The sequence below is a fragment of the Arthrobacter sp. Y3221048 genome, from assembly GCF_059092685.1.
In genome coordinates, this window is record NZ_JBNHHX010000006.1 from 191,804 (window position 1) to 218,570 (window position 26,767).

Annotated in this window: 25 protein-coding genes, 1 tRNA gene and 1 pseudogene; 12 read left to right on the forward strand and 15 right to left on the reverse strand. The window is 69.3% G+C overall.

The features are described 5' to 3' along the window. Nucleotides 1–189: 189 nt before the first annotated feature. The 3 genes from AC5RVS_RS16765 to AC5RVS_RS16775 all read right to left on the reverse strand — a co-directional run bounded on the left by AC5RVS_RS16765 (nucleotide 190) and on the right by AC5RVS_RS16775 (nucleotide 3,225). Nucleotides 190–1,230 (reverse strand): tRNA (adenine-N1)-methyltransferase, encoded by a 1,041-nt coding sequence (locus AC5RVS_RS16765; protein WP_494108965.1) that lies wholly within the window; start codon nucleotides 1,228–1,230, stop codon nucleotides 190–192. A 112-nt stretch (nucleotides 1,231–1,342) separates the two neighbouring features. Then, entirely contained in the window at nucleotides 1,343–2,500 is a 1,158-nt protein-coding gene (locus AC5RVS_RS16770; RefSeq protein WP_494108966.1) for a site-2 protease family protein, read from the reverse strand. Beyond that, nucleotides 2,497–3,225, reverse strand: a complete 729-nt coding sequence (locus AC5RVS_RS16775; protein ID WP_494108967.1) for an HAD family hydrolase — start codon at nucleotides 3,223–3,225, stop codon at nucleotides 2,497–2,499. Before AC5RVS_RS16775 ends, AC5RVS_RS16770 begins: the two co-directional genes overlap by 4 nt. Before the next feature lie 211 nt (nucleotides 3,226–3,436). On the opposite strand from AC5RVS_RS16775, the gene AC5RVS_RS16780 reads away from it, so the two are divergent. Further along, nucleotides 3,437–4,297: a PAC2 family protein gene (locus tag AC5RVS_RS16780; RefSeq protein WP_494108999.1), complete on the forward strand. Its 861-nt coding sequence runs from the start codon at nucleotides 3,437–3,439 to the stop codon at nucleotides 4,295–4,297. 123 nt (nucleotides 4,298–4,420) lie between these two features. Here AC5RVS_RS16780 and mshC read toward each other — a convergent pair whose 3' ends face one another. Then, a complete protein-coding gene (mshC, locus tag AC5RVS_RS16785; RefSeq protein WP_494108968.1) occupies nucleotides 4,421–5,683 on the reverse strand; it encodes a cysteine--1-D-myo-inosityl 2-amino-2-deoxy-alpha-D-glucopyranoside ligase in 1,263 nt (420 codons plus the stop codon). Between the two features lie 110 nt (nucleotides 5,684–5,793). Next, nucleotides 5,794–6,618, reverse strand: a complete 825-nt coding sequence (locus AC5RVS_RS16790; protein WP_494108969.1) for an undecaprenyl-diphosphate phosphatase — start codon at nucleotides 6,616–6,618, stop codon at nucleotides 5,794–5,796. A 131-nt stretch (nucleotides 6,619–6,749) separates the two neighbouring features. Here AC5RVS_RS16790 and AC5RVS_RS16795 point away from each other — a divergent pair, with 131 nt between their 5' ends. Further along, nucleotides 6,750–7,685, forward strand: coding sequence for an aldo/keto reductase (locus tag AC5RVS_RS16795; RefSeq protein WP_493987222.1), 936 nt, complete (start codon nucleotides 6,750–6,752; stop codon nucleotides 7,683–7,685). A 7-nt stretch (nucleotides 7,686–7,692) separates the two neighbouring features. Here the strand turns inward: AC5RVS_RS16795 and AC5RVS_RS16800 are convergent, their stop codons facing one another. Next, nucleotides 7,693–7,971, reverse strand: coding sequence for a hypothetical protein (locus AC5RVS_RS16800; protein WP_493987223.1), 279 nt, complete (start codon nucleotides 7,969–7,971; stop codon nucleotides 7,693–7,695). A gap of 52 nt (nucleotides 7,972–8,023) precedes the next feature. Here AC5RVS_RS16800 and AC5RVS_RS16805 point away from each other — a divergent pair, with 52 nt between their 5' ends. Beyond that, entirely contained in the window at nucleotides 8,024–8,257 is a 234-nt protein-coding gene (locus tag AC5RVS_RS16805) for a DUF5703 family protein (protein WP_493978464.1), read from the forward strand. A 27-nt stretch (nucleotides 8,258–8,284) separates the two neighbouring features. Here AC5RVS_RS16805 and AC5RVS_RS16810 read toward each other — a convergent pair whose 3' ends face one another. Further along, nucleotides 8,285–9,442 (reverse strand): acyl-CoA dehydrogenase family protein, encoded by a 1,158-nt coding sequence (locus AC5RVS_RS16810; RefSeq protein ID WP_494108970.1) that lies wholly within the window; start codon nucleotides 9,440–9,442, stop codon nucleotides 8,285–8,287. A gap of 48 nt (nucleotides 9,443–9,490) precedes the next feature. Further along, a complete protein-coding gene (locus tag AC5RVS_RS16815) occupies nucleotides 9,491–10,795 on the reverse strand; it encodes a M20/M25/M40 family metallo-hydrolase (RefSeq protein ID WP_493987225.1) in 1,305 nt (434 codons plus the stop codon). Nucleotides 10,796–11,034: 239 nt separating this feature from the next. On the opposite strand from AC5RVS_RS16815, the gene AC5RVS_RS16820 reads away from it, so the two are divergent. Continuing rightward, nucleotides 11,035–11,118: transfer RNA gene (locus AC5RVS_RS16820), tRNA-Leu, on the forward strand. 80 nt (nucleotides 11,119–11,198) lie between these two features. Here AC5RVS_RS16820 and AC5RVS_RS16825 read toward each other — a convergent pair. Next, on the reverse strand, nucleotides 11,199–11,825 hold the full coding sequence (locus AC5RVS_RS16825; protein ID WP_494108971.1) for a DNA alkylation repair protein: 627 nt from the start codon (nucleotides 11,823–11,825) through the stop codon (nucleotides 11,199–11,201). Between the two features lie 16 nt (nucleotides 11,826–11,841). Then, a complete protein-coding gene (locus tag AC5RVS_RS16830; RefSeq protein WP_493987227.1) occupies nucleotides 11,842–13,665 on the reverse strand; it encodes a thiamine pyrophosphate-requiring protein in 1,824 nt (607 codons plus the stop codon). A gap of 122 nt (nucleotides 13,666–13,787) precedes the next feature. Between AC5RVS_RS16830 and AC5RVS_RS16835 the strand changes: the two genes are divergently transcribed. Next, a complete protein-coding gene (locus AC5RVS_RS16835; protein WP_493987228.1) occupies nucleotides 13,788–14,339 on the forward strand; it encodes a flavin reductase family protein in 552 nt (183 codons plus the stop codon). Between the two features lie 27 nt (nucleotides 14,340–14,366). On the opposite strand, the gene AC5RVS_RS16840 is transcribed toward AC5RVS_RS16835, so the two are convergent. Then, on the reverse strand, nucleotides 14,367–14,873 hold the full coding sequence (locus AC5RVS_RS16840; RefSeq protein WP_493987229.1) for a hypothetical protein: 507 nt from the start codon (nucleotides 14,871–14,873) through the stop codon (nucleotides 14,367–14,369). Nucleotides 14,874–15,004: 131 nt separating this feature from the next. Between AC5RVS_RS16840 and AC5RVS_RS16845 the strand changes: the two genes are divergently transcribed. The 5 genes from AC5RVS_RS16845 (at nucleotide 15,005) to AC5RVS_RS16865 (ending at nucleotide 20,083) form a co-directional block, all read left to right on the forward strand. Further along, nucleotides 15,005–16,180, forward strand: coding sequence for a type III polyketide synthase (locus AC5RVS_RS16845; RefSeq protein WP_493987230.1), 1,176 nt, complete (start codon nucleotides 15,005–15,007; stop codon nucleotides 16,178–16,180). A gap of 17 nt (nucleotides 16,181–16,197) precedes the next feature. Then, nucleotides 16,198–16,923 carry a class I SAM-dependent methyltransferase gene (locus AC5RVS_RS16850; RefSeq protein ID WP_494108972.1) on the forward strand — a complete coding sequence of 242 codons (726 nt, stop codon included), beginning with the start codon at nucleotides 16,198–16,200 and terminating at the stop codon, nucleotides 16,921–16,923. Then, nucleotides 16,916–18,163, forward strand: a complete 1,248-nt coding sequence (locus tag AC5RVS_RS16855; RefSeq protein ID WP_494108973.1) for an FAD-dependent oxidoreductase — start codon at nucleotides 16,916–16,918, stop codon at nucleotides 18,161–18,163. The genes AC5RVS_RS16850 and AC5RVS_RS16855 overlap by 8 nt, the downstream gene beginning before the upstream one ends. Before the next feature lie 116 nt (nucleotides 18,164–18,279). After that, nucleotides 18,280–19,512, forward strand: coding sequence for a D-inositol-3-phosphate glycosyltransferase (gene mshA, locus AC5RVS_RS16860; RefSeq protein ID WP_494108974.1), 1,233 nt, complete (start codon nucleotides 18,280–18,282; stop codon nucleotides 19,510–19,512). Nucleotides 19,513–19,570: 58 nt separating this feature from the next. Beyond that, a complete protein-coding gene (locus AC5RVS_RS16865) occupies nucleotides 19,571–20,083 on the forward strand; it encodes a GNAT family N-acetyltransferase (RefSeq protein ID WP_494108975.1) in 513 nt (170 codons plus the stop codon). On the opposite strand, the gene AC5RVS_RS16870 is transcribed toward AC5RVS_RS16865, so the two are convergent. Continuing rightward, a complete protein-coding gene (locus AC5RVS_RS16870) occupies nucleotides 20,080–21,309 on the reverse strand; it encodes a kynureninase (protein ID WP_494108976.1) in 1,230 nt (409 codons plus the stop codon). The two genes, AC5RVS_RS16865 and AC5RVS_RS16870, sit on opposite strands and share 4 nt — an antisense overlap. 153 nt (nucleotides 21,310–21,462) lie before the next feature. On the opposite strand from AC5RVS_RS16870, the gene AC5RVS_RS16875 reads away from it, so the two are divergent. After that, the gene (locus tag AC5RVS_RS16875) at nucleotides 21,463–21,906 is read left to right on the forward strand and encodes a YciI family protein (protein ID WP_493987236.1); all 444 of its coding nucleotides are present in this window, start codon (nucleotides 21,463–21,465) and stop codon (nucleotides 21,904–21,906) included. Next, nucleotides 21,864–23,173, forward strand: a pseudogene (locus AC5RVS_RS16880) (RNA polymerase sigma factor). The gene AC5RVS_RS16875 and the pseudogene AC5RVS_RS16880 overlap by 43 nt, the downstream one beginning before the upstream one ends. 20 nt (nucleotides 23,174–23,193) lie before the next feature. Here the strand turns inward: AC5RVS_RS16880 and AC5RVS_RS16885 are convergent. From AC5RVS_RS16885 to AC5RVS_RS16895, 3 genes are read right to left on the reverse strand one after another with little or no spacing between them, the layout of a single operon-like run. Beyond that, nucleotides 23,194–24,090 carry a MaoC family dehydratase gene (locus AC5RVS_RS16885; protein WP_494108977.1) on the reverse strand — a complete coding sequence of 299 codons (897 nt, stop codon included), beginning with the start codon at nucleotides 24,088–24,090 and terminating at the stop codon, nucleotides 23,194–23,196. Continuing rightward, nucleotides 24,087–25,427, reverse strand: a complete 1,341-nt coding sequence (locus tag AC5RVS_RS16890) for a 3-oxoacyl-ACP reductase (protein WP_494108978.1) — start codon at nucleotides 25,425–25,427, stop codon at nucleotides 24,087–24,089. Before AC5RVS_RS16890 ends, AC5RVS_RS16885 begins: the two co-directional genes overlap by 4 nt. Next, the gene (locus AC5RVS_RS16895; RefSeq protein ID WP_494108979.1) at nucleotides 25,427–26,764 is read right to left on the reverse strand and encodes an acetyl-CoA C-acetyltransferase; all 1,338 of its coding nucleotides are present in this window, start codon (nucleotides 26,762–26,764) and stop codon (nucleotides 25,427–25,429) included. The genes AC5RVS_RS16890 and AC5RVS_RS16895 overlap by 1 nt, the downstream gene beginning before the upstream one ends. Between the last annotated feature and the right edge of the window lie 3 nt (nucleotides 26,765–26,767).

A 26,767-nucleotide genomic window follows, 5' to 3' on the forward strand; every position in this document is an offset into this window, starting at 1 on the left:
TCTTGCCGTTCAGCCGGTGCCGGTTGGTTGTTTTGGTTCTGGTCGTTCATCACCGCGACCTGCTTCCGTGATCGGTTCCTTCCCTAGACACTAACCGGCACCCGAGCCGGCTGCACCTGTATACGAAAGAAAACGCCAAACCGAGACATGTTGTTCCAATGTCTTCACCGAAGCGGCCCGCGCCTGGCCTCAGTCGGTTTCGGGATTGATGTCCTTGAACGCTCCCCGCTGCACGGTGGATGCTGCATCTTTGGCAGCACGGCGAAGCCGGCGGTCGGACACGGTCCGCTCCCCCAGTGCCTCGGCATTCCAGTCGTCCTCGTCGCCGGTCCACACCTGCACGTCCTCGGCGGCGAAGCCGGTCTTGGACGGACGGCGCTTGGGCGTCAGGCCGGTCACGCCGCCGGCCAGCCGGCGGGCCGTGAGCAGGAAGCCGGTGTGCGCCACCATGCGGTGGTCGGGCCGGACGGCCAGGCCCTCCAGGTGCCAGCCGCGCACCATCGACTCCCAGCCGTCAGGTTCGGTGAACCGGCCGTCGGCGCGGATCGCCTCGGCGGTACGTGACAATTGTGTAACGGTGGCCACGTAGTTGATCCACACGCCGCCGGGCGACAACACCGTCGCCACCGCGTCGAGGCATTCCCACGGCGCCAGCATGTCCAGCACCACCCGGTCCACGCTGCCGGGTTCCTCGGCCTTGATGACTTCGTCCTGGAAATCACCCAGCGAGATCTGCCAGGCAGGGTGCGGTCCGCCGAAGAACGTTTCCACGTTGCCGCGGGCAACGTCGGCAAATTCCTCGCGGCGCTCGAACGAGTGCAGCCGTCCGCCGTCGCCCACGGCGCGCAGCAGCGAAATGCTCAGGGCACCGGAGCCGACACCCGCCTCGACCACCCGGGCACCCGGGAAAATGTCCGCCATGGTCACGATCTGGGCCGCATCCTTGGGGTAGACCACGGCGGCACCGCGTGGCATGGAGAGCACAAAGTCCGAAAGCAGCGGGCGCAGTGCCTGGTACCGGTGGCCCACCGTGTTTGCCACGACGGTGCCCTCTTGCCGGCCGATCACCTCGTCATGGGGAAGGAAGCCCTTGTGCGTATGGAATGCGCCACCGGGCGTCAGGGTGACGGTGTTCATCCGGCCCTTTTCGTCCGTGAGCTGGACCCGTTCCCCGGGCCGGAACGGCCCGCGTCGCTGGTCGGCGCCGTGCGCGCTGGTGGAGGAGCTCATGCGTGGATCACTTCCGGTCGTTGTTGGTGCGGCCGCGGCAGTGCGTGCCGGGCCGGTTCGTCGATTGTATTCCGGCCGCCGGTTAAGTTCCCGGCGCCAGCGGCTGCCGGGGTCAGAGCCTGCCGGCCTTGCCGGTGATGGCCCGGACCACCGTGCTTTGCTGGAGCACCCCGGTCACGCGGCCTTCGCCGTCGATCACGGCATACTCGCTGCCGGCCAGCCGGGCCAGGTACTGCACCAGCTCCTGGCCGGCGGCCGCCTCCGGGACGTAGGCCCCCGGCGCCAAGGCCCGGGAGACGGCCGCGGCCGGCGTGCGGGCGGCAGCCGACGGCGGCACCTGGCCCAGCGCGTTGCGGTCCACTACTGCTTCGGGTTGGCCGGTCGCGGCGGTGAGCACCACGGAGAGCCCGGGGTGCCCCTGGATCAGCTGCTGTACCTGGTCCACCGTGGCGGTGGCGGGCAGCGACGTGGCCGGAAGCTTGAGCTGCCCGGCGCTGACGGAGGGCAGGCGCAGCCGCATCCGGGCGTGCGAGATGGCCGAACTGGCGCCCATCCAGAGGAAACCGCACACCAGCACCATGAGCACCACCATCTGGAGATCCGGTGTTCCGCCCCGCAGCAGCGGGATGCCAATCACGCCGATCACCAGCAGCACCACGATGATGCGGCCGGCCCAGCCCGCCGCCACGGTTCCCTTTTCCTGGCTGCCGGTCGCTTTCCAGACGGCGGTCTCCACCAGCCGTCCGCCGTCCAACGGGAGCCCCGGCAGGATATTGAAAACGGCCACCAGGAAGTTGGCCCAGATGAAGATGTCGGTCAGCAGGAACGGAATCGGTTCGCCGCGGAACAGCGGCAGGACCAGCATGCCGAGGCCGGCCAGCGCAAAGTTGGCCACGGGCCCGGACAACGCCACCAGCAGGGACTTGCCCGGCGTGGCGTTGAAGTTGTCGAATTGCGTATGGCCGCCCCAGAGGTTGAGCACGATTTTGGCCGACGGCCACCGGAAGGTCCGGGCCGTCAGGGCGTGGGCGAGTTCGTGCACCAGCACGGAGAACAGCAGCAGCAGCGCGTAGCCGAGGGCCACGGCGTAGGCTCCCACGCCGATTTCCGGCATCAGGCGCTGCACCTGGGGGCCGAAGATCAGCACGATGAAGGCGGCGATCACGAACCAGGACCAGGCCAGCACCACCGGGACACCGAACATGCGGCCCAGGGGAATCCCTTCGCTGCGTTCCTTTTCCTCGGGCGGCCGGGGCGTCTGCGTGCTCATACTCCTGCTTCCTGGGCGGCGCGCACCAGGACGCGCTCCAAGTCCCTCAGGCCCCTCCCGGAAAGGCTCTCCCAGTGCGGGCGCCCCGGTGCCGGCGGAACGGGCACGACGTGCGGAATGGCCACGGTCACGAGGCCGGCGGCTTCGGCCGACGCAACCCCGGGAATCGAGTCTTCCAGCGCCACGACGTTCCGCTTGTCGGCGCCGGGCAGCTGGCTGCTGAGCCAGTCGAAGGCTTGCTGGTACGGTTCCGGGTCCGGCTTGCCGCGCGTGACCATGTCACCGGTGACAAGGTGCCGGAAGCTGCCCTCGGGCAGCGCGCGGACCACCTCGGCGGCCAGCTTGGTCTCGCTCATGGTCACCAGGACTGCCGGAATGCGTTCCTCGGCCAACTCCGCGAGCAACTCCCGTGCGCCGGGACGCCACGGGATGCGGCCGCGGACGCGTTCGGTCACCGCGTCGATCAGCCGGTCCACTATTTCGCGGATACGCAGGTCGACGCCGGCCTGCTGCAGCACGGCGGCCGATGTCTCCAGCGCATTGCCCACCAGCTTCTTGCCCAGCTCCTCGTTCCACACCCCGCCGAACGAAGCAACCAATTCGGATTCGGCTTCGATCCAGTATGGCTCGGTGTCGACGAGCGTTCCGTCCATGTCCCAGAAAACGGCCTGCAGGCCGGACGACGGGTGGCTGGACGCAGCGGGGGAAGGGTCAATTACGGGCATGCATCCAGTCTACGGTCCCTTGCTGCCCGGCCCCGGCACGGCCGCCGGCACGGGCGCCGGCACGGGCTTATGCAGCCGAATCGGGCGGCTATGCTCTGCGCGAATCGAATGTTGGCTCACTGACAAGCCGTGCCGGGAGGATTAGGGTGAAACCGTGAGTACTCAGGACAGTGGCGACCTGCCCACGGAAGGCGACGGCGAGCAGCGCGGTTTGCACCTGCTGTTCCCGCAGGCGAAGCCCGGCGAGACACCGCGGCGTTACACCGTGATGCTGGCGGCATTCGAGGGCTGGAACGACGCCGGCGAAGCCGCCACGGACGCCGTCAAATACCTGAGCCGGCTGTGGGACAGTCACAAGGTGGCCACGGTGGACCCGGACCTTTATTACGATTTCCAGTTCACCCGGCCGGTGGTGCACCGCACCAGCTCCGGGGAACGCCGGATCAAATGGCCGACGACGAAACTGACCCGCAGCAGCATCCCGGGCACGCGGCTCGACATCATCTTTGTCCACGGCGTGGAGCCGTCCTACCGCTGGCGTGCCTACACCGCGGAGCTGTTGGCCCATGCCGAAGAGCTGGGCGTGGACTGCATCATCCTGGTGGGCGCCCTCTTGGCCGACGTGCCGCACACGCGCCCCATCCCCGTCACGGTCACCAGCGACGACGACGACGTCCGCCGCGCCCTGAATACCGAATCCAGCCAATACGAAGGCCCCACCGGAATCGTCGGGGTGTTGTCCGATGTCGCCTCACTGGCCGGCATTCCCACGATGTCCGTCTGGGCCGCGGTGCCGCACTACGTGGGACAGTCGCCCTCGCCCAAGGCGGAACTGGCGTTGCTGCACCGGCTGGAGGACATCCTGCAGGTCCCGCTGGAAGTGTCGGTCCTGAGCGAAGAAGCCGAAGCGTGGGAGCGCGGCGTGGACGAACTGGCCACCGAGGATCCGGAAGTCGCCGCCTATGTGCGGCAGCTGGAGGAAGCCAAGGACACGGCCGAGCTGCCGGAAGCGACCGGGGAATCCATCGCCCGCGAATTCGAGCGCTACCTCAAGAAGCGCGGGAAAGAGTAACGCCCGGGCAGGAACAGCCCACCGCTCGGCGGCCGGGGCGGCAGTCCCGTGTCGACATCGTCACCACTTGGGGTCGCTGCCCGCCCCGCCGGCGTGGCTGTTCCTGCTCCGGCTGCTGCGAAACTAGAGCCGGATGCCCAGCAGCGCGTCGAGCAGCGCCGCGAACTGTTCGGCGCCGTCCCGGGTCTGCCCGGCGGCCTGCTCGCGGGAGTGCTCGGCGAAGCCGTCGATTTCGGCCAGGGCAGCGGGTGCGTTGAGGTCATTGGAGAGCGCCCGGCGGATTTGCTGCGCCAGCTCGGGTACCTGTTCGGCCTGCACGCAGGGGGCGGCGGCGCGCCAGGCAGAAAGCCGTGCCTGCGCCTGGCGGAGCAGATCATCGGTCCAGAACCAGTCGCTGCGGTAATGCTGGCCCAGCAGCACGGTGCGGATCGCGGCCGGTTCCACGCCCGCCTCCCGCAGGGCCGAGACGAGCACGAGGTTGCCCTTGGACTTGCTCATCTTTTCGCCGTCGAGCCCGACCATCCCGGCGTGCACGAAGTGCTTGGCCAGCGGCTTGCCCGTCATGGCATAGGCGTGCCCGGCGCTCATTTCGTGATGCGGGAAGCTCAGGTCCGAGCCGCCGGCCTGCACGTCGAAGGTTTCCGGCAGGAATTTGCGCGCGATCACCGAACACTCGATGTGCCAGCCGGGGCGGCCGGCGCCGAGGGAGGCGCCGGGCCACTCGGGTTCCCCGTCGCGGGCAACGCGCCACAACAGCGCGTCCAGCGGGTGCTTCTTGCCCGGGCGCTCCGGATCGCCGCCGCGCTCGGCAAAGAGCGGCAGCATCTCGGCTTCGGTCAGCCTGGACGTGGCGCCGCTGTGCCAGCCAGGTCCCGCGGCGGCAACGGAGTCGAAGTAGACGTCGCCGTCGGGCTCACCGCCGGTACCGGGGACGCGGTAGGCGAGGCCGCGGGCCAGCAGGTCCTCCACCACCGGAACGATCCACTCGATCGATTCCACCGCCCCGACGTACTCCTCGGGCGGGATGACGTTGAGTTCTTCCATGTCCGAGCGGAACAGCTCGGTCTGGTCCTTCGCGAGCAGCTGCCAGTCCATGCCGGTGGCCTCGGCGCGTTCCAGCAGCGGATCATCGATGTCCGTGACATTCTGCACGTACTTGACGGTGCGGCCGGCGTCGCGCCAGTAGCGGTTGAGCAGGTCGAAGGCCACGTAGGTGGCGGCATGGCCCATGTGGGTGGCGTCGTACGGGGTGATGCCGCAGACGTACAGGCTTCCCGTGGAAGACGGCTCAAGCCGTACCAGCGACCCCACGGAGGTGTCGTGGATGGTCAGTTCGTCTTTGCCGCCCGGGATTTCGGGTACGGCACGGGCATTCCAACCAAGCACTCTTGAGTTTCCTTCCGATGAGGCGAACGGATGCAGATGGCGGGCGGGCCGCCGTCGTAAATTACGCTCCTAACATTCAAGGATGCAGGAGCCGGATAAATTCCCGCGGGTCAGGCGTTGATGACTCCGAAGCCCAGCAGCACGAACAACAGCGCGCCCAGGGCGATCCGGTACCAGACGAAGAGCCGGTAGCTGCGGGTGGACACGTACTTCAAGAACCAGCCGATGATCACGAAGCCCACGCCGAAGGCCACCACCGTGGCCAGCGCGGTCTCCCCCAGCCCGTACGGCCCGGGTTCGCCGAAGCTCTTGGCCAGCTGGTACAGGCCCGAGGCGAAGACCGCCGGAATCGCCAGCAGGAATGAATACCGGGCGGCGGCCTCGCGGGTGTAGCCCATCAGCAGGCCGGCGGTGATGGTGCCGCCGGAGCGCGAGACGCCCGGGACCAGGGCCAGCGCCTGGGCCAGCCCGTACAGGACGCCGTGCTTGTAGGTGAGCTTGTCCAGCGTGCGCGTCTGGCGGCCGATGGAGTCGGCGATGGCCAGGAACAGGCCGAAGACAATCAACATGGTGGCCACGATCCACAGGCTGCGGAAGGTGGATTCGATCTGGTCCTGGAACAGCAGCCCGAGCACGCCGATGGGGATCGAGCCGATGATCACCAGCCAGCCCATCCGGGCGTCCGGGTCATTCCGCGGCACCTTGCCGGTGAGCGAGCCGAACCAGGCCTTGATGATGTTGACGATATCGCGCCAAAAATAGACGACGACGGCGGTCTCCGTGCCCAGCTGGGTGATGGCGGTAAAAGCAGCTCCGGGATCGGCGGCGCCGGGCAGGATCTCTCCGACGATGCGCAGGTGGGCGCTGGACGAGATCGGGAGGAACTCGGTCAGGCCCTGCACGAGCCCCAGGATGATTGCTTCTAGCCAATTCACATCCTCGACCTTATGGCACGCAGGCCCGCGGAACGGAAACGGACACAGCCGCGGCGGCGAAGATCCGACCACGGCATGAGGACGGCGGGCCGCTGCCAGGGGCGCGGCGCCGCAGGCCATAAGCTGGCTTTATGGAGCACAATCGCTTGGGTCACAGCGGGCTGAAGGTCCCGCAGCTGTCGCTGGGAACGATGACGTGGGGAGAGGAAACGGACGAGGAGGCGGCCGGCACCATGCTGCGCGCCTACCTGGACGCCGGCGGCACGCTGCTGGACACCGCCGCGCCCTACGCCGAAGGCCGCAGCGAGGCCATGCTGGGCGCGTTCCTGGGCGAGTTGGTCCCCCGGCAGGAAGTGCTGGTGGTCTCCAAGGCGGGCGTGACGCGCAGCGAGGGCCGGCGCGAGGTGGACACGTCGCGCGGCGCCATGCTGCGCAGCCTGGACGCCAGCCTGGCGCGGCTGGGCACGGACTACCTGGACCTGTGGCTGGTCCATCTCTGGGACGACGGCGGGGCGCCGTTGGAAGAAACCCTGTCGGCCCTCGAATACGCGGTGTCGTCGGGCCGTGCCCGCTACGTGGGAGTGTCCAACTACTCGGGCTGGCAGTTGGCCCGTGCGGTCTCGACCAGCCCGGTTCCGCTGGTCGCGGTGCAGAACGAATACTCGCTGCTGCACCGCCGGCCCGAACACGAGGTCATTCCGGCTGCCCGCGCCCTCGGGCCGGGCTTGATGGCCTGGTCGCCGCTGGGGCGCGGCGTCCTGACCGGCAAGTACCGTACCGGCATACCTGCCGATTCCCGGGCCGCCTCGGAGCAGCACGCCCGCTACGTGGAGCCGTACCTGAGCGGCCGGCCGGCCCGGATCGTGGATGCCCTGGCCACGGCGGCGCGCGGCCTGGACGTGCGGCCGCTGGACCTGGCGCTGAGCTGGGTGCTGCAGCGGCCCGCCGTCGGCACGGCAGTGGTGGGGCCCCGCACTCCCGCACAGCTGGAAGACATTCTGCGGGCTCCGCTGGACGCCCTGCCCGCCGCGATCGCCCAAGCGCTGGACGAGATTTCCACGCCCTGAACGCGTGCTACTTTTCTTCGATCTCCAGATCGTCGTCGAACGGGTCCACCACGTCGTCGGGTTCGTCCAGGGCCTCGTCGTCCGACTCGTCGTAAATGACCAGCGGCGTCACTTCGCCGTAAGCATCGTAGAGCGCGTCCTCGTAGGTCTCGAACGATTCCATGATGGACGAGAACGCTGCTTCCACGGCAGGATCGTCATCACCCCGGCGGCTGGAGGCGGCGGCCAGATGCTCCTGCAGGGCGGAAACCAATGACTCAAGTGCGACGCGCGGATCAATGCTCATGCTGTAGACGTTAGCCGCAATGTGGAGAATAAGTGAAGAGAACAGGAGGGCAATGAGAGAACAATTTCTGGGTGCCGCCGTCACCCGCGAACGCGACTACGCCCGGCAGTACGAATACCTGGTCCTGACCGTGAATAAAGACGAATCCGTGGGCGAAGCCCGCCGCGCGCTGACCGAGCACGCCGAGTACGGCAAGTGGGATCTGGTCCGTACCCGGCTGTACCTGGGCGGCAGCCGCAAGTACTGGCTCCGCCGCAGGGTGCTCAAGGTCGAACGCACCGCCTGACCCCCGGCAGGCGGCGCGCGGCCCGCGTCAGTCCTCCAACGGCCCCAGCCAGGCCGTTGCCACGGTGCTGTGCGCGGACTCGTCGTCCGAGGGGTGGTACAGCCCGGCCAGCACGTCGCGGTACAGCCGCTCCAGTTCGCGGCCGCGGAAGTATCCGCCGCCGCCGGAGACGCGTACCGCCTTCTCCACCACGTCCTTGGCGGTCTCGGTGGCCCTGATCTTGATGCCGGACAGTTTGGCGAACCAGAACTTACCGTGGTCGGCCAGCGTGTCCACGTCGCGGGCAATGGACGCCAGCTGCGGATACAGCCCGTCCATGGCCAGGGCGGCATCGGCCACCCGCCAGCGGATGTCCGGATCCTGCGCGTAGCTCTTGCCCGTTTTCAGCGAACGACGGCGGTGCACGGCTTCCACCGCAAGGTCCAGGGCGCGCGTGCCGATCCCCGCGTAGACCGACGAGAGCAGGATTTCGAAGCACGCGAAGATGCCGAAGATCAACGGATCCGGATGGGGTCCCACCGGCAGTTTCCGAAAGACCCTCTCCGGCGCGGCAACCGCACCTTCCAGCACCGTGGTGTTGGACTGGCTGGCGCGCATGCCCAGGGTGTTCCAGTCGTCCTTGATCCGGTAGCCGGGCTTGTCCCGGTCGATGAACCCCCACACCAGCTGCGGTTCGGTGCCGGACTCGTCGCGGCCAAAGACGCCGAGCCGCGTCCAGGCGGGCGAGAGGCTGGTGAACACCTTCGTACCGGTGAACTCATAACCGCCGTCCCCGCGGGGTGCGGCGACGGTGCGCGAATCGAAGAGGACCTGGTCGTTGCCGGCCTCGGAGACGCCGAAGCCGAAGACTTCGCCGCGGCCGGCCTCGGCCAGGACGTAGTCCATGGAGTCGTCGCCGCGGGCCTTGAGGACCCGGGCGACGCCGGTCCAGACCAGGTGCATGTTGACCGCCAGCGCCGTGGCCGGCGCTGCCGTGGCGAGCCGCATCTGCGCCCTGGCCACCTCTTCCAGCGTGTAGCCCAGGCCCCCGTCTTCCTCCGGGACGAACATTTTCAAGTAGCCAGCCTCGACGAGATCGGCGAAGTCTTCATGGAAGAAGCTGTTCGCTTCGTCGTAGCCTGCGGCCCGGCCCCTGATGGTCTCGAGCAGGTCGTCCGGGAGCAGTTCTTCAACACTGGCGGGCATGCCTGTGGTCCTTTCGTCGTCGTCCAAGAAGTCAGGTCGTCCAAGAAGTCAGTAGGTGGTAAGCAGGCGCTGCAGGACGCGGGTGCCGAATTGCAGCGACTCCACCGGAACCCGTTCGTCCACACCGTGGAACATCCCGGTGAAATCCAGGTCGTCGGGCAGCCGCAGCGGAGCGAAGCCGTAGCCGGTGATGCCCAGCCGGGCCAGCGCCTTGTTGTCCGTCCCGCCGGAGAGTGTGTACGGCAGCACCACGGCGTCAGGATCCTCATGTGCGAGCGAGTCGATCATGGCGTCCACCAGGTTGCCGGCGAACGGCACCTCCAGCGACCTGTCCTGGTGCACGTAGCTGACCTGGACATCGGGGCCGGCCAGTTCGCGGATGGTGGCCAGCACCAGCTCTTCCTGTCCGGGCAGTGTCCGCGCGTCGATCCGCGCCTCGGCCAGGCCGGGGATCACGTTTTCTTTGTAGCCGGCCTTCAACACCGTCGGGTTGGACGTGTTCTGCAGGGTGGCGCCCACAAAGCGGGCCAGGGTGCCCAGTTCCTTGAGCAGGATCTCCGGATTGTCCGGATCGAATTCGACGCCGGTCAGCTCGGTCACGCCGTCGAGGAATTGGCGGGTGGTGTCCGTCAGCTCGATCGGCCACTGGTGGGCCCCGATCCGGGCAACGGCGGCCGCCAGCGTGGTCACCGCGTTGTCCGTGTTGATCTGGGAACCGTGCCCGGCCCGGCCGGCGACTGCGAGCCGCAGCCACGCGATCCCCTTCTCCGCGGTCTGGAGCAGGTAGGCGCGGCGGCCGCCAATGGTGGCCGAGAAGCCGCCCACTTCCGAGATGGCTTCGGTGGCGCCGTCGAAAAGCTCGGGACGGTTCTCCACCGCCCAGCGCGCCCCGTACGTGCCGCCGGCCTCTTCGTCGGCGAAGAACGCGAAGACGATGTCCCGGCGCGGCTGGATGCCGCTGCGGGCCATGTGCCGCGCCACCGAGAGGATCATCGCGTCCATGTCCTTCATGTCCACGGCGCCCCGGCCCCAGATGAGGCCGTCCCGCTCCTCGCCGCTGAACGGATCCACCTGCCAGTCATCGGCTTGTGCCGGCACCACGTCGAGGTGCCCGTGCACCACCAGCGCCGGAGCCGAGGGGTCCGTGCCGGCCATCCTCGTGACGACGGATGCCCGGCCCGGCGCGGACTCGAACACTTCGGTCGCCAGTCCGGCCTCTTCCAGCAGTCCGGCCGCATACTCGGCGGCCAGCCTCTCCCCCGGCCCGTCGTTGCTGCCGTAGTTGGAGGTGTCGATCCGGATCAATTGCCGGCAGATCTCGACCACTTCTTCGTGCGGGCTCGGTACAGTCATGAAGGCTCCTCGAAATCGATGTCTCTCCCAGCCTAACGAGCGGGAGCGGCCGAAGGCAGCAGTTGTTCCGCGGAGGCGCCGCGGCAGGGCGCGGACGGATCCGTGCCCGCCGCCGGCGCCGTCGGGCCGGCGGCGGGCACGATTCAACAGTTCGGGCAAAACATGTTAGAGTTTTTCTCGCTGCTTTCGACGGAATCGGTTCGCCTGAGGGCCTCCGGAGATCCTGCGAAAGTCCACCTGCGCGGGTGGCGGAATGGTAGACGCGCTAGCTTGAGGTGCTAGTCCTCTTATTGAGGGTGAGGGTTCGAGTCCCTTCCTGCGCACAGAGAAAGCCCCGGTAATCCGGGGCTTTTTTGTGCCCTCGCAGCGCGGCAGGCCACCGGGCGGCTCTGGCCGCCGCGCCCTAGGGAGACGGCATCCACCCCTGACCGATCGCGAACGATTCGGCGCGCACCACGGCGGCCGCCTCCCGGACAATGCCGCTGTCGTCGTCCTCCGCCGCACGGGCCCGGCGGATGAAAGCGCCGGTATCGCCCCGGCCGGCACGCACCGCCCGCAAGGGTGCCAGGAGGGCAGCCCTGCGCAGCCAGGGAGTCTCTTCTTCCGCCCAGCGATCGAGGATCGCTTCGCCGCGCGAGCGGGGCTGGCCGGTCAGCCCCTGAATCAAGGGGCCGACGACGTCAACGGCGAGCGGGTCCGCCAAGGCCGCCGTGCGCGCGTCCCGCAGGAAACCTTCCAGCCGCGTCAGGTCCGAGCTCCGCAAGAGGCCTTGGTTCGACTGCAGCAGCACCACGGCGGCCAGGCGCCGCTCGAAGACCGGCGGGGCCCATAGTTCGGAGCTGAGCGCGGTTACGTCGTCGTGCGAGAGCGGCCGGAACTTCCGCCCGGCGTCCCGGACCGTACCCCTGACCGCGCCCACCGACGCACCGTAATAGCGCAATCCTTCGCCGGCCGCATTCTGCGCTTCCGCCCGTTCCCAGGAGGCTTCCCGCTGCAGAGTGAAGTCGATGAATTCTGCCACCGCACTCATCCATTGATTCTTTCATTTACTCGGTGTCCCGGCCGGACTCCCCCTGCCCGGGTGCCGGGTCGTTACCGGCTTCTTCCTGCCCGGTGTAGGTGCGCAAGAGGTCCTTCGCGCCGTCGGCGGCCGGGCCTTCCTGGTCCAGTGACCGCTGCATGGTTTCGGCGTTTTCCCGGCCGGCGGGGAACGGCGGGAGGAGCGGAACATCGGGATCGGTGAGCACCTCGATGAGATACGGCCGGTCGGCGGCCAGTGCCTCCTCCCACGCGGTGCCGAGCTGCTCGGGGTCCTCAACCCGCTTCCCGTGCAGTCCCAGCAGGCGTGCATAGCCCGCGTAGTCGACATCGGGCAGGGCCTGGCTGTCCGCGAAACGCGGCTCGGCCTCCATCTCCCGCTGTTCCCAGGTCACCTCGGCGAGTTCCCGGTTGTTCAGCACGCAGACCACAAAACGCGGGTCCATCCACCGCTGCCAGAGCCGGCCGACGGTGATCAGTTCGGCCAGGCCGCTCATCTGCATGGCCCCGTCCCCGGTGAGGGCGACAACAACCCGTTCCGGGGCGGCCAGCTTGGCGGCAATGCCGTACGGCAAGGAACAGCCCATGCTTGCCAGGGTGCTGGAGAGGTGCGCCTGGGCGCCGGCCGGCAGCCGCAGCTGCCGGGCATACCAGTAAACGGAACTGCCTACATCGACGGCGAGCAGGCCGTCCGGCGGAAATCTTTCGCTGAGCTCAGAGACCACCCGTTCGGGGTTGACCGGTTGAGCCGGGGTCATCGCCCGCTGCCGCGACAGCTCGCGCGACTGCCGGACCCAGCCCTCCACCTGCGCCCGCCATGGGCCCGCCGGGCGGTCCTCAAGCAGCGGCAGCAGCGACTCCAAGGTGGTCGCGGCGTCGCCGGTGAGCGCCGCCTCGACCGGATACCGGTTGCCGATGGCACCGGAATCGTTGTCCACCTGCACCGCCCGGGCAGCGCCGGGCGGCGGGTAGAACTCTGTCCAGGGATCATTGGAGCCAACGATCAGCAAGGTGTCGCAGTTTGCCAGCAATTGGCCGCTGGCGGCGGTGCCCAGATGCCCCATCGTTCCGGCCGCGAAGGGCAGCGACTCGTCCACATAGGGTTTGCCCAACAGGCTGGTGGCAATGCCGGCCCCGAGCTTCTCTGCCACCGCCACCACCTGCCCGCGGGCGTCCCGCGCTCCCTGTCCCACCAGCAGGGCAATCCGCTGCCCGGCGTTGAGCACGTCCGCGGCGGCGCGCAGGTCGTCCGGGTCCGGGACCACGTGCGCGGGGCGCCAGATCGGCGCGGTGGCCACCACGCCGTGGGTGTGCTCGAGTTCGGGAGCGGGCAGTTTCTGGATGTCGTGCGGAATGATCACCACGGCGGGGCCGCGGCCGGACAGGGCCGATTTGAAGGCCCGGTCCAGTACCAGCGGAACCTGCTCCGGGGTGCTGACCTGCTGCCGGAAGGTGGCGACGTCCTTGGTGAGGTTGGCCAGATCCACTTCCTGCATGTACCCGGAGCCGAGCGCGGTGCGCGACTGCTGCCCGACGATGGCCACGACCGGAACGCTGTCCAGTTTGGCGTCGTACAGGCCGTTGAGCAGGTGCACGGCACCGGGGCCCTGGGTGGCCGTGACCACCCCCACCCCGCCCGTGTACTTGGCGTGCCCCACCGCCATGAAGGCGGCATTTTCCTCGTGCCGGGCCTGGATGAATTCGATCGTCCCCGCGCGCCGCAGCGCGCCCATGAACGTGTTGATGCCGTCCCCGCTGTAGCCGAAGATCCGCGGGACCCGCCAGGCGCGAAGCCGATCGACGATAAGGTCTGCAACGAGCCGCTGGGCCATGTCCACTCCACTCGCAATAGCCAGGGTGCTTACTGTCTCTCATCCCTATCATCCGCTGCCGGCGTTTTGAACCCTTCCCGGAGCCTACCGCCGCCCTGCGGCCGGCATGCAAGGATGGCGGCATGGAACTGGACGGAGAACTGGCGGCCCATCCCATCCAGCAGGGTGCGGTGGTTCAGCGGGACATCGACCTGTACCGCACGCTGAGCGCCGACATCGCTGCCGGTGTGGCGGTGGTGTCGACGCGATGGCGGAACCGGGACTACGCGGCGACCGTCAGCGGTTATCTCTCGGTGTCCTACGATCCGCCCACCATGCTGGTCAGCCTCTTCGAGGAGTCGAGGATTTGCGACGCCGTGGCCAACTCGGGGACCTGGGCCCTGAGCCTGCTGGCGTCGCAGCACCAGGGCACGGCGAACTGGCTGGCGAGCCCGGGCAATCCGGTGGAAGGCCTGCTCAACCAGGTGCCGTACCGGCGCGGCCCTGCCACCGGTACCGCGGTGATCGCCGGAGCCCCGGCGTGGTTTGAGCTGAAGACGACGGCGGTGCACCCGGCGGCCACCCACCTGCTGATCGTCGGCGAGGTGCTGGCCATGGGCCGGGACGCCGCCGGTTCGGAAAGCGCCGATCCGCTCATCCACTTCGCCTCCTCCTACCAGCGCCTGGGCCGGTAGGAGGGGGCCGGACCCGTGAGCGCCAAGCTAGGGCAGCGCCGGCGGCTCGGAATAGGCGCCTTCCCAGACGGCCCGCGATCCGGATTCACCGGTCAGCACCACCGCCACCGTGGCGCCGGCACACACGGCCAGCACGGCAACGGCGACCACCGCCGCGATGATGCGGTACCCGGCGCCTAGCTTGCGCCGCGAGGCGGCGGCCGCCGTCGTTCCGTAGCGGAACCACAGCCAAAGCCCCAGCGCCGCGGCGAAAAGGCCGGCCACCCAGGGCAGCATCATGTCGCCCAACCGCATGTGTTCGACGGCCTGCGGCGTCTGGTCGATCCTCAGGAACAACCAATGGCCGGCCTGCTGGGTGACCGGCACCAGCACCAGGGCCAGCAGGGCGATCAGCGGGGTGGCAATCCCCAGGCGGCGCCGCGCCGCCGGCCAGAGCAGGGTGAGCGCAACGCACAGCGCGGCGAGCGGAACGAACACGACGGTGGCGTGGACCAGGAGCACGTGCAGCGGCAGGGAATTGATTTCGTACTCCACCGGGATCCGCTCCTTGTGTTCCAGGCATGGCCCATCACCCGGTAAGACGCGTCCGCCTGACGTTGCGGTTCAGCCGGGCGTCCGGCCGCCGGTCCATTGTCTTACCCAGCCGCCTGCTCTATGAATGGACTATGACGGTCACGCTGAGGTCCCTCGAAACCGCTGTTCCGGATACCATCCTGATCCAGTCGGAGGTGCGGGACGTGTTTTCCACGCAGCCGGGCTTGACGCGCCTGGGGCAGCGCCTGGTGACCACATCGTTCGACCAGTCAGGCATCGACACCCGGTACACCGCCGTCGACGAACTCACGATGGCCAGGCGAACGGACAACCCGGTGTTTTTCGACGCCGATTCCCGGCGGCTGCTCTCGCCGAGCACCAAGGTGCGGAACGACGTGTTCGCGGACAAGGCTACCCCGCTGTTCATCGAGGCCGCCGGCAAGGCGCTGGCCTCCTGCGAGGGGATCGGCCCGGCGGACATCACGCATCTCATCACCGTCTCCTGCACCGGCTTCTTCAACCCCGGCCCGGACTACAAGATCGTGCGCGCACTCGGGCTCAATCCTGCCGTCCAGCGCTACCACCTTGGCTTCATGGGCTGCTACGCGGCGTTCCCGGCCCTGCGCGCGGCCAAGTCGTTCTGCGACGCGGATCCGGACGCCGTGGTGATGGTGGTATCGGCCGAACTCTGCACCCTGCACGTGCGTACGTCCAACGACCCGGACACCATCGTGGGGTCCTCGCTGTTCGCGGACGGGGCGGCGGCCGCGATCATCACCGCGCGCGGCCTGGCAGAGACCGGACCGGCCATCCGGCTGGACCACTTCGAAACCGTGCTGACCCCGGTTGGCGAGGAATCCATGGCCTGGAACATCGGCGACGAAGGCTTCGAAATGGTCCTGGGGACCTATGTGCCGCACATCATCGACGATCACATCGTTGGCGCCCTTGAACCCCTCTTGGCCCGTGAACCGGCCCTGGCCGCCAAACCGTACCGCGACATTGAACACTGGGCGATCCATCCGGGCGGCCGCAGCATTCTGGACAAGGTCGAGGCCAAGCTGGAGCTGACCGGGGAACAGCTCGTGCCGGCCCGGGAAACGCTGCGGCGGTACGGGAACATGTCCAGCGCCACCGTGATGTTTGTGCTCAAGCACATCCTGGAACAGCCGGCCGGGTCCGCCGAGGAGCGGATCTGCTCGATGGCGTTCGGCCCGGGCCTGACAGTGGAAACCGGGCTGTTCACCAAGACCGTGCCGGCCGCGACCCTCCAGGCCCGCCAGGTCCCCGCGGCAGCGGCGGTGTAGGGCGGGAACGGACCGCCGTGGCCGCACGCCCACCGGCACGCAATGCGTCAACGTTCCTGGCCCGCCGCGCCACGGACGCCGTGGAGGAAATGGACAGGCCGGATTGCGATCCCGCCATGCTGCGGCGCACCTATGCCCAGTTTCCGCTGATCAACCGGGCGGTGTCCGGTTGGCACGGCATCTACCGGCGCCTGCTTCGCCCGCGCCTGGCCGGCATCGAGGCCCCCACCCTGCTGGATATCGGCTCCGGCGGCGGCGACGTTCCCCGGCTGCTCGCCCGCTTGGCGGCCCGGGACGGCCTGGACCTGCGGATCACCGCCATCGACCCCGACCCGCGCGCGCATGCCTTCGCCGTGTCCCGGCCGCAGTCGCCCGGCCTGGAGTTCCGGCAGGCCTTCAGCTCGGAGCTGGTCGCCGAAGGACGCAGCTTCGACGCCGTGGTGTCCAACCACTTGCTCCACCACCTGACCGCCCCCGAGCTGGCCGGGTTGCTGGCCGACTCGCAGCGGTTGTCCCGCACCCTCGCAGTGCACAGCGACATCATCCGCAGCCGGACGGCGTACGTGCTGTTCGCCGCCGGGACGCTGCCGTTTTTCCACCGCTCCTTCATCCGCCGGGACGGCCTGACCTCCATCCGGCGCAGCTACACCCCGGACGAGCTGCGCGCCGCCGTCCCGCCCGGCTGGCGGGTGCTGCCTGATTCACGCTTCCGGCAGCTGTTGATCCATGAGACCAATGCCTGAGGCAGCGCTCCCCGAGAGCCGGCCCGACGAAGCGCCCGGGGACCGCGTGCTCGATGTCGCGGTGGTCGGCGGCGGCCCGGTGGGACTGTTAATGGGCATCCTGCTGGCCCGGCGCGGAGTGGACGTGGCGGTCCTGGAGCGGCGCCGGGCACGCAGCAGCCACTCCCGGGCGATCGGGATCCATCCGCCGGCCTTGGCCGTGCTCGACGACGCCGGGGTGGGCCCGGAGCTGTTGGCGGCCGGCATCCGCATCCGCCGGGGGGTGGCCCGCAGCCGCGGCCGGGAAGTCGCGTCGCTGTCGTTTGATGCCATTCCCGATGCGCATCCCTATGTGCTGGCCGTGCCGCAGGTCATCACCGAACGGCTGCTGGAAGAACGGCTGGAGGCGCTGCGTCCCGGGGCCCTGCGGCGTGCAGTGGCGGTGCAGGCGGCGCACGACGACGCAGCTGCCGTAACGTTGTCCTGTCGCGTGGGCGCGGGCGCGGGTGCGGGCACGGCGCCGGCGCGGGGCGTGGACGCGGGACCTGACCCGGCGGCGGGTGCGGCCACGGTGCGGGCCCGGCTCGTGGTGGCGGCCGACGGCGCATATTCCGCCTTGCGCCATCAACTCGGCGTCGGGGTGCGGACCCGGGTGTATCCCGACGCCTACCTGATGGGAGACTTCGCCGACACCACCGGCGACGGCAGCACCGCCGTGCTCTATCTGGAGGCGGGCGGAATCGTCGAATCCTTTCCGCTCCCCGGCGGTACCCGGCGCTGGGTGGCCAGGATGCCCGGCGTGGTCAGCCACCCGACCGCTGGCGGCCTCGCCTCCCTGGTCGCGCGACGCACCGGCACCGGGCCGGACCCCGGCAGCTGTTCCATGCTCAGCGCCTTCTCCGTCAGCTCCCGGATGCCACGGCGGCTGATAGCCGGGCGCATCGCGCTGATCGGCGACGCAGCACACCAGGTCAGTCCGATCGGCGGGCAGGGCATGAACCTGGGCTGGCTGGACGCGGCCGCCTTGGCTCCAATCGTGGCCGCAGCCCTGGCGGGCGAACCGACCGGCACGGCGCTGCGCAGGTTCGAGGCGGACCGGCGGCGGGCGGCCAACACCGCCATCTGGCAGGCGCACCTGAACATGGCCTTGGGCCGGCCCCTGCCGGCGCCGGTGCTCGCCGCCCGCAACCGCCTGTTCAGCACGCTCACCCGCGTGCCCGGCGTGCAGGACACCGTGGCCAGCCGCTTCACCATGCACTGATCCGTCATCAAGCGGCTGCGGCTTATCCGGACGGCTAAAGTGGCTCTAGACAAATTCGGCAGCACGTCGATTTTCCCAAGCCGGAGACGTCCCGGCGGCACGGTTTGGAGGTGGGCATGGTCGGCGCGGACCGCATCGCCGTGCTGTCGCTGCATACCTCGCCGCTGGCCCTCCCCGGTGGAGGCGATGCCGGCGGCATGAACGTCTATGTGCGCGCCTTGGCGCGCGAACAGGCGGCGCTGGGCACCGCCGTCGACGTTTTCACCCGCTCCCTGCATGACGGGCAGGAACCCGTGGAACATCCCCGCGCCGGCGTCCGCGTGATCCACCTCGACGGGGCCCCGGCCGACACGGTGGCAAAGGAAGACCTGCCGCAGCGGCTGGACGCGCTGGAGGCCTCGCTGCGGCAGTTCACGCAGCGGGACGGGGCACGGTATGACGTGCTGCACTCGCACTATTGGCTCTCGGGTGCAGTGGGGCTGCGGCTGCAACACGACTGGCACATTCCGCTGGTGCATTCGATGCACACGATGGGGCTGGTCAAGAACCTGCACCTGCAGCCCGGCGAACCGCCCGAGCCGGACTCCCGGATCCGCGGGGAACAAGCCATAGCCTCCGGATCCGGCCGGCTGATCGCCAACACCCTGACCGAGGCGGCCGAGTTGGTCGATCTCTACGGCGCGGACGAGGGGACGGTCGACGTGATCCCGCCCGGCGTCGACCTGCACACCTTCCGCCCCGACGGCCGGCGCGCGGACCGGGAGGCGGCGGGAATCGGTCCGGATACCTTCCACCTGGTGTTCGCCGGCCGCCTCCAGGTGCTGAAAGGACCGCAGGTGTTGCTGGCCGCCGCGGCGGAACTGCGCCGGCAACGGCCCGACATCCGGCTGCGGGTGTCCATCATCGGCGAGATCAGCGGAGCCGCAGGGCTGGACCTGCCGGCGCTTGCCAGCGAGCTGGGGCTGGATGACATGGTGGCGCTCTCGCCGCCGGTGGAGCCGCGCGAACTGGCGGCCACCTTCCGCAGCGCCGATGTGGTGGCGGTGCCGTCCTTCAGCGAATCCTTCGGCTTGGTCGCCTTGGAAGCGCAGGCGTGCGGTACGCCCGTCGTTGCCACCAACGTGGGCGGGCTGCCGGTGGCGGTCAGCCACGGGCTCACCGGCCTGCTGGTGGATGGTCACGACCCGGCCCGGTGGGCGGGTGCCCTCCGCGAGCTGCATGAATATCCGGAGTTCCGCCAGCGCCTCGGCGCAAATGCGGCGGTGCACGCCTCGTCCTTCGGCTGGGAGCAGACCGCCGCGCTGACGGCGCACAGCTACCAGCTGGCGGTCGACCACTTCCGCCGCTGAGAGCCTGCCGGGGCCGGCGGGACAAGGGATCGGGCAGCCGCACGGCTAGGATTCATGGGTGCCACTTCATGATTTCCGCATCCGCCGCGCCACCCGCGACGACATCCCCGCCACGCTCGACATGAAGCTCGCCGCCTGGCGGGAAACCTACGCATCCCAGCGTCCCGAGAGCTTCTTCGCCGCCGAAGAGGCCCGGCGGGAGCAGCAGATCGACTGGTGGACGCGCGGGCTGGCGGCTGGCGCCGAGCTGTGGGTGGCCGAAGATCCCGGCGGGCGGATCATCGGATGCTCGGGCGGCGGCCCCGTGCAGCACGACGACGCCGACGCCGGAGTGCCGCACGAACTGCAGATGCTCTATGTGCTGGCGGAGGCCCACGGGACCGGGCTCGGCCAGCGGCTGCTGGAGGCGGCGATCGGCGGCGGGCCGGCGCTGCTCTGGGTCCTCGAGGACAACCCGCGCGCCCAGGCGTTCTACCGCAAGAACGGATTCGGTCCGGACGGGCGCCGCGAGCCGCTGACCGGCCTGTGGGAGGGCCTGTACGAGATCCGGATGGTCAGGCGGGGCGGTTAGACCCGTTCCAGCTCGGCGCGAATGGCGGCGATGCCGCGCCACACTTCCTGGAAGCTGGTGGACAGCGGCGAGAGCCCCAGCCGGAGGCCGTCGGGCTCGCGGAAGTCCGGTATCACGCCCTGCTCCCAGAGCCTGCCGGTGATCTGCTTGAAGTCCGGGTGGTCGATGGTGACGTGGCCGCCGCGTTCGGCCGGATCGAGCGGCGAGGCGATGGCGACGCCGAACCCGCCCAACGCCTCCTGCACGGCTTCGACGGCAAACCCGGTCAGGGCGATCGACTTTTCCCGGACCGCTGCCAGCCCGGCCTCGTCGATCAGGGCGACCATGTCCTGCAGGGCGGTCATGCCGATGATCGGCGGAGTACCCGACGTGAACCGGCGGATGCCGCCGGCCGGCTGGTACCCCTGACCCATCTCGAAGGGTTTGGCACTGCCCAGCCAGCCTTGGATCGGCTGGCTGAGGTGCTGGTGCTCGGTCCGCACGTAGGCCCAGGCCGGGGCGCCGGGCCCGCCGTTGAGGTACTTGTAGCTGCAGCCGGTGGCCAGGTCAACGCCCCAGCGGTCCAGTTCCACGGGCAGCACCCCGGCGGAATGGCACAGATCCCACAAAACCAGGGCACCGGCGTCGTGCGCCGCGGCAGTGATGGCCGGGATGTCCGCAACATAGCCGGAGCGGTAGGCCACGTGGCTGAGCAACACGAGCGCAGTGTCGGGCCCGACGGCGGCCCGGGCCGCCTCGGCCGTCACTCCCCCGGCGTGCGGGGGCTCGAGCCAGTCCAGCTCCAGCCCGCACTCGGCGGCGATGCCTTCTACGATGAAGCGGTCGGAGGGGAAATTGTCCCGGTCCACCAGGATGCGCCGGCGGCCCGGGCGGGCGGCGATCGCGGCGCGGGCCAGTTTGTACAGCAGCACCGTGGTGGAGTCCGCGACCACGCATTGGCCGGGGGCGGCTCCCAGCACGACCCGTCCGAGCTCGTCGCCGATCTGCTCCGGCAACTGGAGCCAGACCTCGTCCCAGGCACGGATCAGCCGGCCGCCCCACTGCCGCGTCATGACGTCCCGGACCCGCTCGACGCTGGCGGCCAGCGGCCGGCCCAGCGAATTGCCGTCCAGGTAGGCCACGACGGAGCCGTCGTCGTGGCCCAGAAACCGGGTACGGTATCCGGCCAGCGGGTCTGCGGCGTCGAGCATCCGGGCGCGGTCACGCAACTGATCGTCGTTGGTCATACGGCAAGCATAGAGGCGGCTGCCGCGGCGCCGCCGAACCGCGGCGCGAAGATTCCGAAAAAAATACTCCGTGGCTGTCGATATCCACCCCCGCCATTCGACGGCATAGTAGAAGGCGCACGCCCGCGTCCTCGTACTCAGAAGGAGAAAGCCATGAAGTACATGTTCATCATGCGGTCCACGGATGAAGCCCTTGAGGCGTCCAAATCCATGCCGTTCGAAGAAATGATCAACAAAATGGGCGCCTACAACGAGGCGATGATCAACGCCGGCGTCATGCTGGCGGGAGAGGGCCTGGCGGATCTTTCCGACGGCAGCGGCTTCGTTGTGGACTTCTCGGAGGAACCGCCGATCGTGACCGACGGCCCGTACGGCGAGACCCACGAGCTGTTCAACGGTTTCTGGATTGTCCAGGTGGCATCCAAGGAGGAAGCCGCGGAGTGGGCCAGCCGCTGCCCGCTGGGACCGGGCTCGAAGCTGGAGGTCCGCCGCGTGACCGAGGCCGCCGATTTCGCGGAGTTTGCCGACAACGAGTACATCCGGAAGGAAGAAGGATGGCGCGAGGAAGAGGCGAAGCTCCGCTCGGAGAACGCCTGACCCCCGGAGCGCAGGAGCCCGCGGTAACGGGCGCCCAAGCCCAAGCGGCAATCCGGCGCCGGATCGATGCGTTGTGGCGGATCGAAGGCGCCCGGATTGTCGCCGCCGTGGCCCGTGCCACCGGGGATGTCGGGTTCGCCGAGGACATCGCGCAGGAAGCCGTGGCCGATGCGCTGGTCCAGTGGCCGCGCACCGGTGTCCCCCGCAACCCGGCGGCGTGGCTGACCACGGTGGCCAAGCGCCGGGCGATTGACGCCTGGCGGCGTGCCGAACGACTGGAGGACCGTTACCAGGTGCTGGCTCGCGGGCTGCGGGACGCAGACGGCGTGGACTGGGACCCCGTACCCGACGACGTGCTCCGGCTCGTCTTCACCGCCTGCCACCCGGTGCTCTCGCGGGAAGCGCAGGTGTGCCTGACGCTGCGGATTGTCGCCGGCCTTTCCGCCGAGGAGATCGGCAGGCTGTTCGTGATTCCGGTCGCAACGGTTCAACAGCGCATCGTCCGGGCCAAGAAAACCCTGGCTGCGGCGAAGGTGCCCTTCGAAGTTCCCGAACCCAATGAGTGGGGCCCGCGGCTGGGCGGCGTCCTGCGGGTGGTCTACCTCCTGTTCACGGAAGGGTACGCGGCGACCTCCGGGAACCGTTGGATCCGGCCCGACCTGGCCGGCGAAGCCCTGCGGATCGGACGCGTCCTGGTTTCACTGGTGCCCCGGGAGCCCGAAGCGCACGCGCTGGTGGCCCTGATGGAGTTCCAGGCCTCGCGTTTCGGCGCCCGCACCGGGTCCGACGGCAGTCCGGTCCTGCTCGCCGACCAGGACCGGACGCGCTGGGACCCGCCCAGATTGAACGCGGCCGCGCCGCACTGGCCAGGGCCGACGCGCTGGGCCGGGGCCGGGGCAGCTACGCCCTGCAGGCAGCCATCGCCGAATGCCATGCGGCCGCCCCCAGCGTCGCCGGCACCGACTGGGCGCAGATCGTGCTGCTCTACGATGCGCTGGGCCGGGTGGCGCCGAGCCCGGTGGTGGAGCTCAACCGTGCTGTGGCCGTGTCCATGGCCACCGGGCCCGCCACGGCCCTGGCCATCGTGGACCGCCTGGTCTCGGAGGGCGCCCTCAGCGGCTCCCACCTGCTCCCCAGCGTCCGCGGCGAGCTGCTGGCCCGGCTCGGCCGGGCGGACGAGGCCCGCGCCGAGTTCGCCGCCGCCGCCGCCCTGGCGAAGAACGAGCGCGAACGGGAGGTACTCGAACGCCGGGCCGCCACCGCCTGACCGGTCCGACCAGGCGCCGGTCAGCCGGCGAGTGTATGGACGCTGCCGGTGAAGTGCAGCCGGTGGCTGCGCTCCCCCCAGCCGGTGAATTCGGAAGCTTCCCACGACCCGTCGCGTTCCGTGTCATGGATCCTGACGGCCACCGTGGCGGGCAGGAAGACCGGAGCGGCGAAGTCGATGCGCCAGCTGAAGGGTTCGCTGGCCGTTGCTTCCACACTGGTCAGGACCCGGGACGCCAGGTACATGCCGTGGGCGATGGACCGCTTGAGCCCCAGCATTTTGGCGGATACCGCGCTCAGGTGGATCGGGTTGAAGTCGCCGGAGACCCCGGCGTACTCGCGCCCGGCCTCCGGCCCGAGCCGCCAGCGGGCCGTCGGCTGCGGCGGCGTGAAATCGACGCGTTCAGGCCGGGACGCCTTGTCCAGCCCGGGCAGGTAGACCGCCTTGGCCAGGTAGTCCGAGACGCCTTCCCACACGGCGTCGCCGCCGGCCTCGATCCGGGTATGCAGTTCGACCTGCGTACCCGCGTGGTGGCCGCGGAGGCCCTCGGCCCAGGCGGTCACGGTCAGGGGCTCGGCGAAGTGGACCGGCCGCAAATGCCGCACCCGGTTGGCCAGGTGGACCATGCCGAGCAGCGGCAGCGGAAAGTCCGGCCGCGTCATCACGCTCATGGCCACGGGGAACGCGACCGAGTGCAGGAACACGGAGGGCAAGGTATCCCGGACGGTGCCGTTGACCAGCTGCTGGAACCCGCTGATCCGCTCAGGGGTGATCTGCACCCCGTCCAGGGTATGCCGTACCGGCGGGACCTGCTCGGCGTGCTGGCCCACGCCCAGCTTATGCCGCGCGGCAGTCGACGCGGCCGTCAGGTAGAGGCGCGAGAGCGTGGGCATCTCCCCCAGGATCACCTCGTTCATGCGCCGACCATGCTTTGCCCGCAGACCCGCAGGGTCTGCCCGTTGATGCCGCCCGCGGCATCGCTGGCCAGGAAGGAGACGGCCTCGGCGACGTCGCGCGGCTGTCCGCCCTGTTGCAGCGAGGAGAGCCGGCGTGCCACTTCCCGGGTCACGAACGGCATCCGGGCGGTCATGTCCGTCTCGATGAAGCCCGGCGCGACGGCGTTGATGCTGCCGCCGGCCTCGGCGAGTTCGGCAGCCGATGCCCGGACCATGCCGATGATTCCCGCCTTGGACGCAGCGTAATTGGTCTGCCCGCGGTTGCCCGCAATGCCGCTGACAGAGGCCAGCGAAACCACGCGCGGCCGCCCGCGGAAGGCACCGGAGGCCAACAGCTGCCCGTTCATCCTCAGCTGGGACGAGAGGTTGACGGCGATCACGGAGTCCCATTTGGCCTGATCCATGTTGGCCAGCAGCTTGTCCCGGGTGATGCCGGCATTGTGGATCACGATGTCCAGCCCGTGGTGCCGCTCCACGGCGTGGGCCGCGATTTTCGCGCCGGCATCGGCCGCGGTGATGTCCAGCTGCAGGGCGGTGCCGCCCACCCGGTTCGCGACCTGTGCCAGCTGCTCCCCGGCCGCGGGGACATCGACGACGATGAGCTGTGCGCCGTCGCGGTGCAGGGTCTCGGCGATGGCAGCGCCGATGCCGCGCGCGGCGCCGGTGACGACGGCGACCTTGCCGGCCAGCGGACGGTCCGGATCCGCGGGGAGCAAGCCCTCGTCGGAGCCAACCAGCAGGAACTGGCCGTTGACGTAGGCGCTCCTGGCCGAGAGCAGGAAACGCAGGGGCCCGAGGACGGCCGGCGCACCGGCGTCAACGCCTTCCCCGAGGAGGATGCCATTGGCGGTGGCACCGCCGCGCAGCTCGTGCGCCAGCGACCGCAACGACCCGTCCACGGCTTGGCGGGCGGCGGCCTGCGCAGGCCGGGCGGCGCCGGCGGCCGGGCGGGAGACGGTGATGACCCGGCCGCCCGGCGCCAGATCCCGCAGGCTGGCGCCGGCGCCGAGCAGCGGACCCGAAAGGTCCTCGGGCGCGGCCAGTTCGTCGAGCACCAGCACGATGCCGCCGAGGCGTTCCTTCGGTGCCGCATGCCGGCGGACGTCCAGGTCCCACCCGAGCATTTCCTTGGCCACGGTGTCGGCGCCGGCGCCCGCACCGAGCACCAGGACAGGTCCGGGCAGCAACGGTGCGCCGGGCCGGTAGCGGCGCAGAACGGCAGGCTGCGGCAGCCCCAGCTTCTTGGCCAGGCTCTTCACCGGTCCGGCATTAACCAAATCCAGGTACCGGTGGGCCATCAGTTCGCCTCCAGGATGGCGACGACGCCCATGCCGCCAGCGGCGCAGACGGAAATCAGGCCGCGGGTGGTGCGGGACTCGGCGTCGGCCTTCTCACGCAGCATCTTGGCCAGGCTGGCCACCAGCCGCCCGCCGGTCGCCGCAAACGGGTGGCCGGTCGCCAGCGAGGAGCCGTTGATGTTAAGGCGGGTGCGGTCGATGGCGCCCAGCGGCTTCTCGAGGCCCAGCTTGTTGCGGCAGAACTCCTCGCTTTCCCACGCCGCCAGGTGGCACAGCACGGTTCCGGCGAAGGCCTCGTGGATTTCGAAGAAATCGAAATCGGCGAAGGTCAGGGCCTGCCGGGCCAGCAGCCGGGGCACCGCGTAGGCCGGCGCCATCAGCAGTCCTTCCTTGCCGTGCACAAAATCAACGGCCGCGGCTTCGGAGTCCACCACCTCTGCCAGCACCGGCAGGTCATTGCTCCGGGCGTATTCTTCCGAGCTCAGCAGCACGGTGGAGGCGCCGTCGGTCAGCGGCGTGGAGTTGCCGGCCGTCATGGTCGCCTCGGCGCCGAGGTTCTTGCCAAACACCGGCTGCAGCTTGCCCAGCTTCTCCAGGGTGGTGTCGGCGCGCAGGTTGGAGTCCTTGGCCAGGCCGCGGTAGGGCGTCATGAGGTCATCGAAGAACCCGCGCTCGTACGCTGCCGCAAGGTTGTGGTGGCTGGCCAGGGCGAGTTCGTCCTGCGCATCGCGGGTGATGTTCCAGGCGGCGGTGGTCAGCGCCTGATGCTCGCCCATCGACAGCCCGGTCCGCGGTTCGGCCGTGCCCGGCGCGTTGGGTGCCAGGTCCTTGGGACGCAGCTTGGCGACGGCGGTCAGCTTCTGCTGCATGCTCTTGGCGCGGTTCAGTTCCAGGAGTACCGACCGGAGTCCTTCGCTGACCGCGATCGGTGCGTCGGAGGCAGAGTCCACGCCGCCGGCGATGGCGGAGTCGATTTGCCCCAGTTTGATCTTATTGGCCAGGCCCATCACGGTTTCCAAACCGGTGGCGCACGCCTGCTGCAGGTCGTAGGCCGGCGTTTGAGGCGAAAGCGCGGAACCGAGCACCGCCTCGCGGGTGAGGTTGAAGTCGCGCGAGTGCTTGAGGACAGCGCCGGCGGCCACCTCGCCGATGCGTTCGTCCTGCAGCCCGAACCGTGCCACCAGCCCGTCCAAGGCCGCGGTGAGCATGTCCTGGTTGCTTGCCTGCGTGTAGGCCCCGTTCGCGCGGGCAAAGGGAATGCGGTTGCCGCCGACGACTACTGCCCTGCGCAGTCCGTTGGCGGAGCGGGTGCCGGTGGCGTCAGATGAAGTGGCCATGTG

Coding starts and splice junctions, on each gene's coding strand:
- AC5RVS_RS16765 (WP_494108965.1), bottom strand. CDS start 1,230: ATGAGCTCCTCCACCAGCGCGCACGGCGCCGACCAGCGACGCGGGCCG.
- AC5RVS_RS16770 (WP_494108966.1), bottom strand. CDS start 2,500: ATGAGCACGCAGACGCCCCGGCCGCCCGAGGAAAAGGAACGCAGCGAA.
- AC5RVS_RS16775 (WP_494108967.1), bottom strand. CDS start 3,225: ATGCCCGTAATTGACCCTTCCCCCGCTGCGTCCAGCCACCCGTCGTCC.
- AC5RVS_RS16795 (WP_493987222.1), top strand. CDS start 6,750: ATGGAGCACAATCGCTTGGGTCACAGCGGGCTGAAGGTCCCGCAGCTG.
- AC5RVS_RS16800 (WP_493987223.1), bottom strand. CDS start 7,971: ATGAGCATTGATCCGCGCGTCGCACTTGAGTCATTGGTTTCCGCCCTG.
- AC5RVS_RS16805 (WP_493978464.1), top strand. CDS start 8,024: ATGAGAGAACAATTTCTGGGTGCCGCCGTCACCCGCGAACGCGACTAC.
- AC5RVS_RS16810 (WP_494108970.1), bottom strand. CDS start 9,442: ATGCCCGCCAGTGTTGAAGAACTGCTCCCGGACGACCTGCTCGAGACC.
- AC5RVS_RS16815 (WP_493987225.1), bottom strand. CDS start 10,795: ATGACTGTACCGAGCCCGCACGAAGAAGTGGTCGAGATCTGCCGGCAA.
- AC5RVS_RS16825 (WP_494108971.1), bottom strand. CDS start 11,825: ATGAGTGCGGTGGCAGAATTCATCGACTTCACTCTGCAGCGGGAAGCC.
- AC5RVS_RS16830 (WP_493987227.1), bottom strand. CDS start 13,665: ATGGCCCAGCGGCTCGTTGCAGACCTTATCGTCGATCGGCTTCGCGCC.
- AC5RVS_RS16835 (WP_493987228.1), top strand. CDS start 13,788: ATGGAACTGGACGGAGAACTGGCGGCCCATCCCATCCAGCAGGGTGCG.
- AC5RVS_RS16845 (WP_493987230.1), top strand. CDS start 15,005: ATGACGGTCACGCTGAGGTCCCTCGAAACCGCTGTTCCGGATACCATC.
- AC5RVS_RS16855 (WP_494108973.1), top strand. CDS start 16,916: ATGCCTGAGGCAGCGCTCCCCGAGAGCCGGCCCGACGAAGCGCCCGGG.
- mshA (WP_494108974.1), top strand. CDS start 18,280: ATGGTCGGCGCGGACCGCATCGCCGTGCTGTCGCTGCATACCTCGCCG.
- AC5RVS_RS16870 (WP_494108976.1), bottom strand. CDS start 21,309: ATGACCAACGACGATCAGTTGCGTGACCGCGCCCGGATGCTCGACGCC.
- AC5RVS_RS16875 (WP_493987236.1), top strand. CDS start 21,463: ATGAAGTACATGTTCATCATGCGGTCCACGGATGAAGCCCTTGAGGCG.
- AC5RVS_RS16885 (WP_494108977.1), bottom strand. CDS start 24,090: ATGAACGAGGTGATCCTGGGGGAGATGCCCACGCTCTCGCGCCTCTAC.
- AC5RVS_RS16890 (WP_494108978.1), bottom strand. CDS start 25,427: ATGGCCCACCGGTACCTGGATTTGGTTAATGCCGGACCGGTGAAGAGC.
- AC5RVS_RS16895 (WP_494108979.1), bottom strand. CDS start 26,764: ATGGCCACTTCATCTGACGCCACCGGCACCCGCTCCGCCAACGGACTG.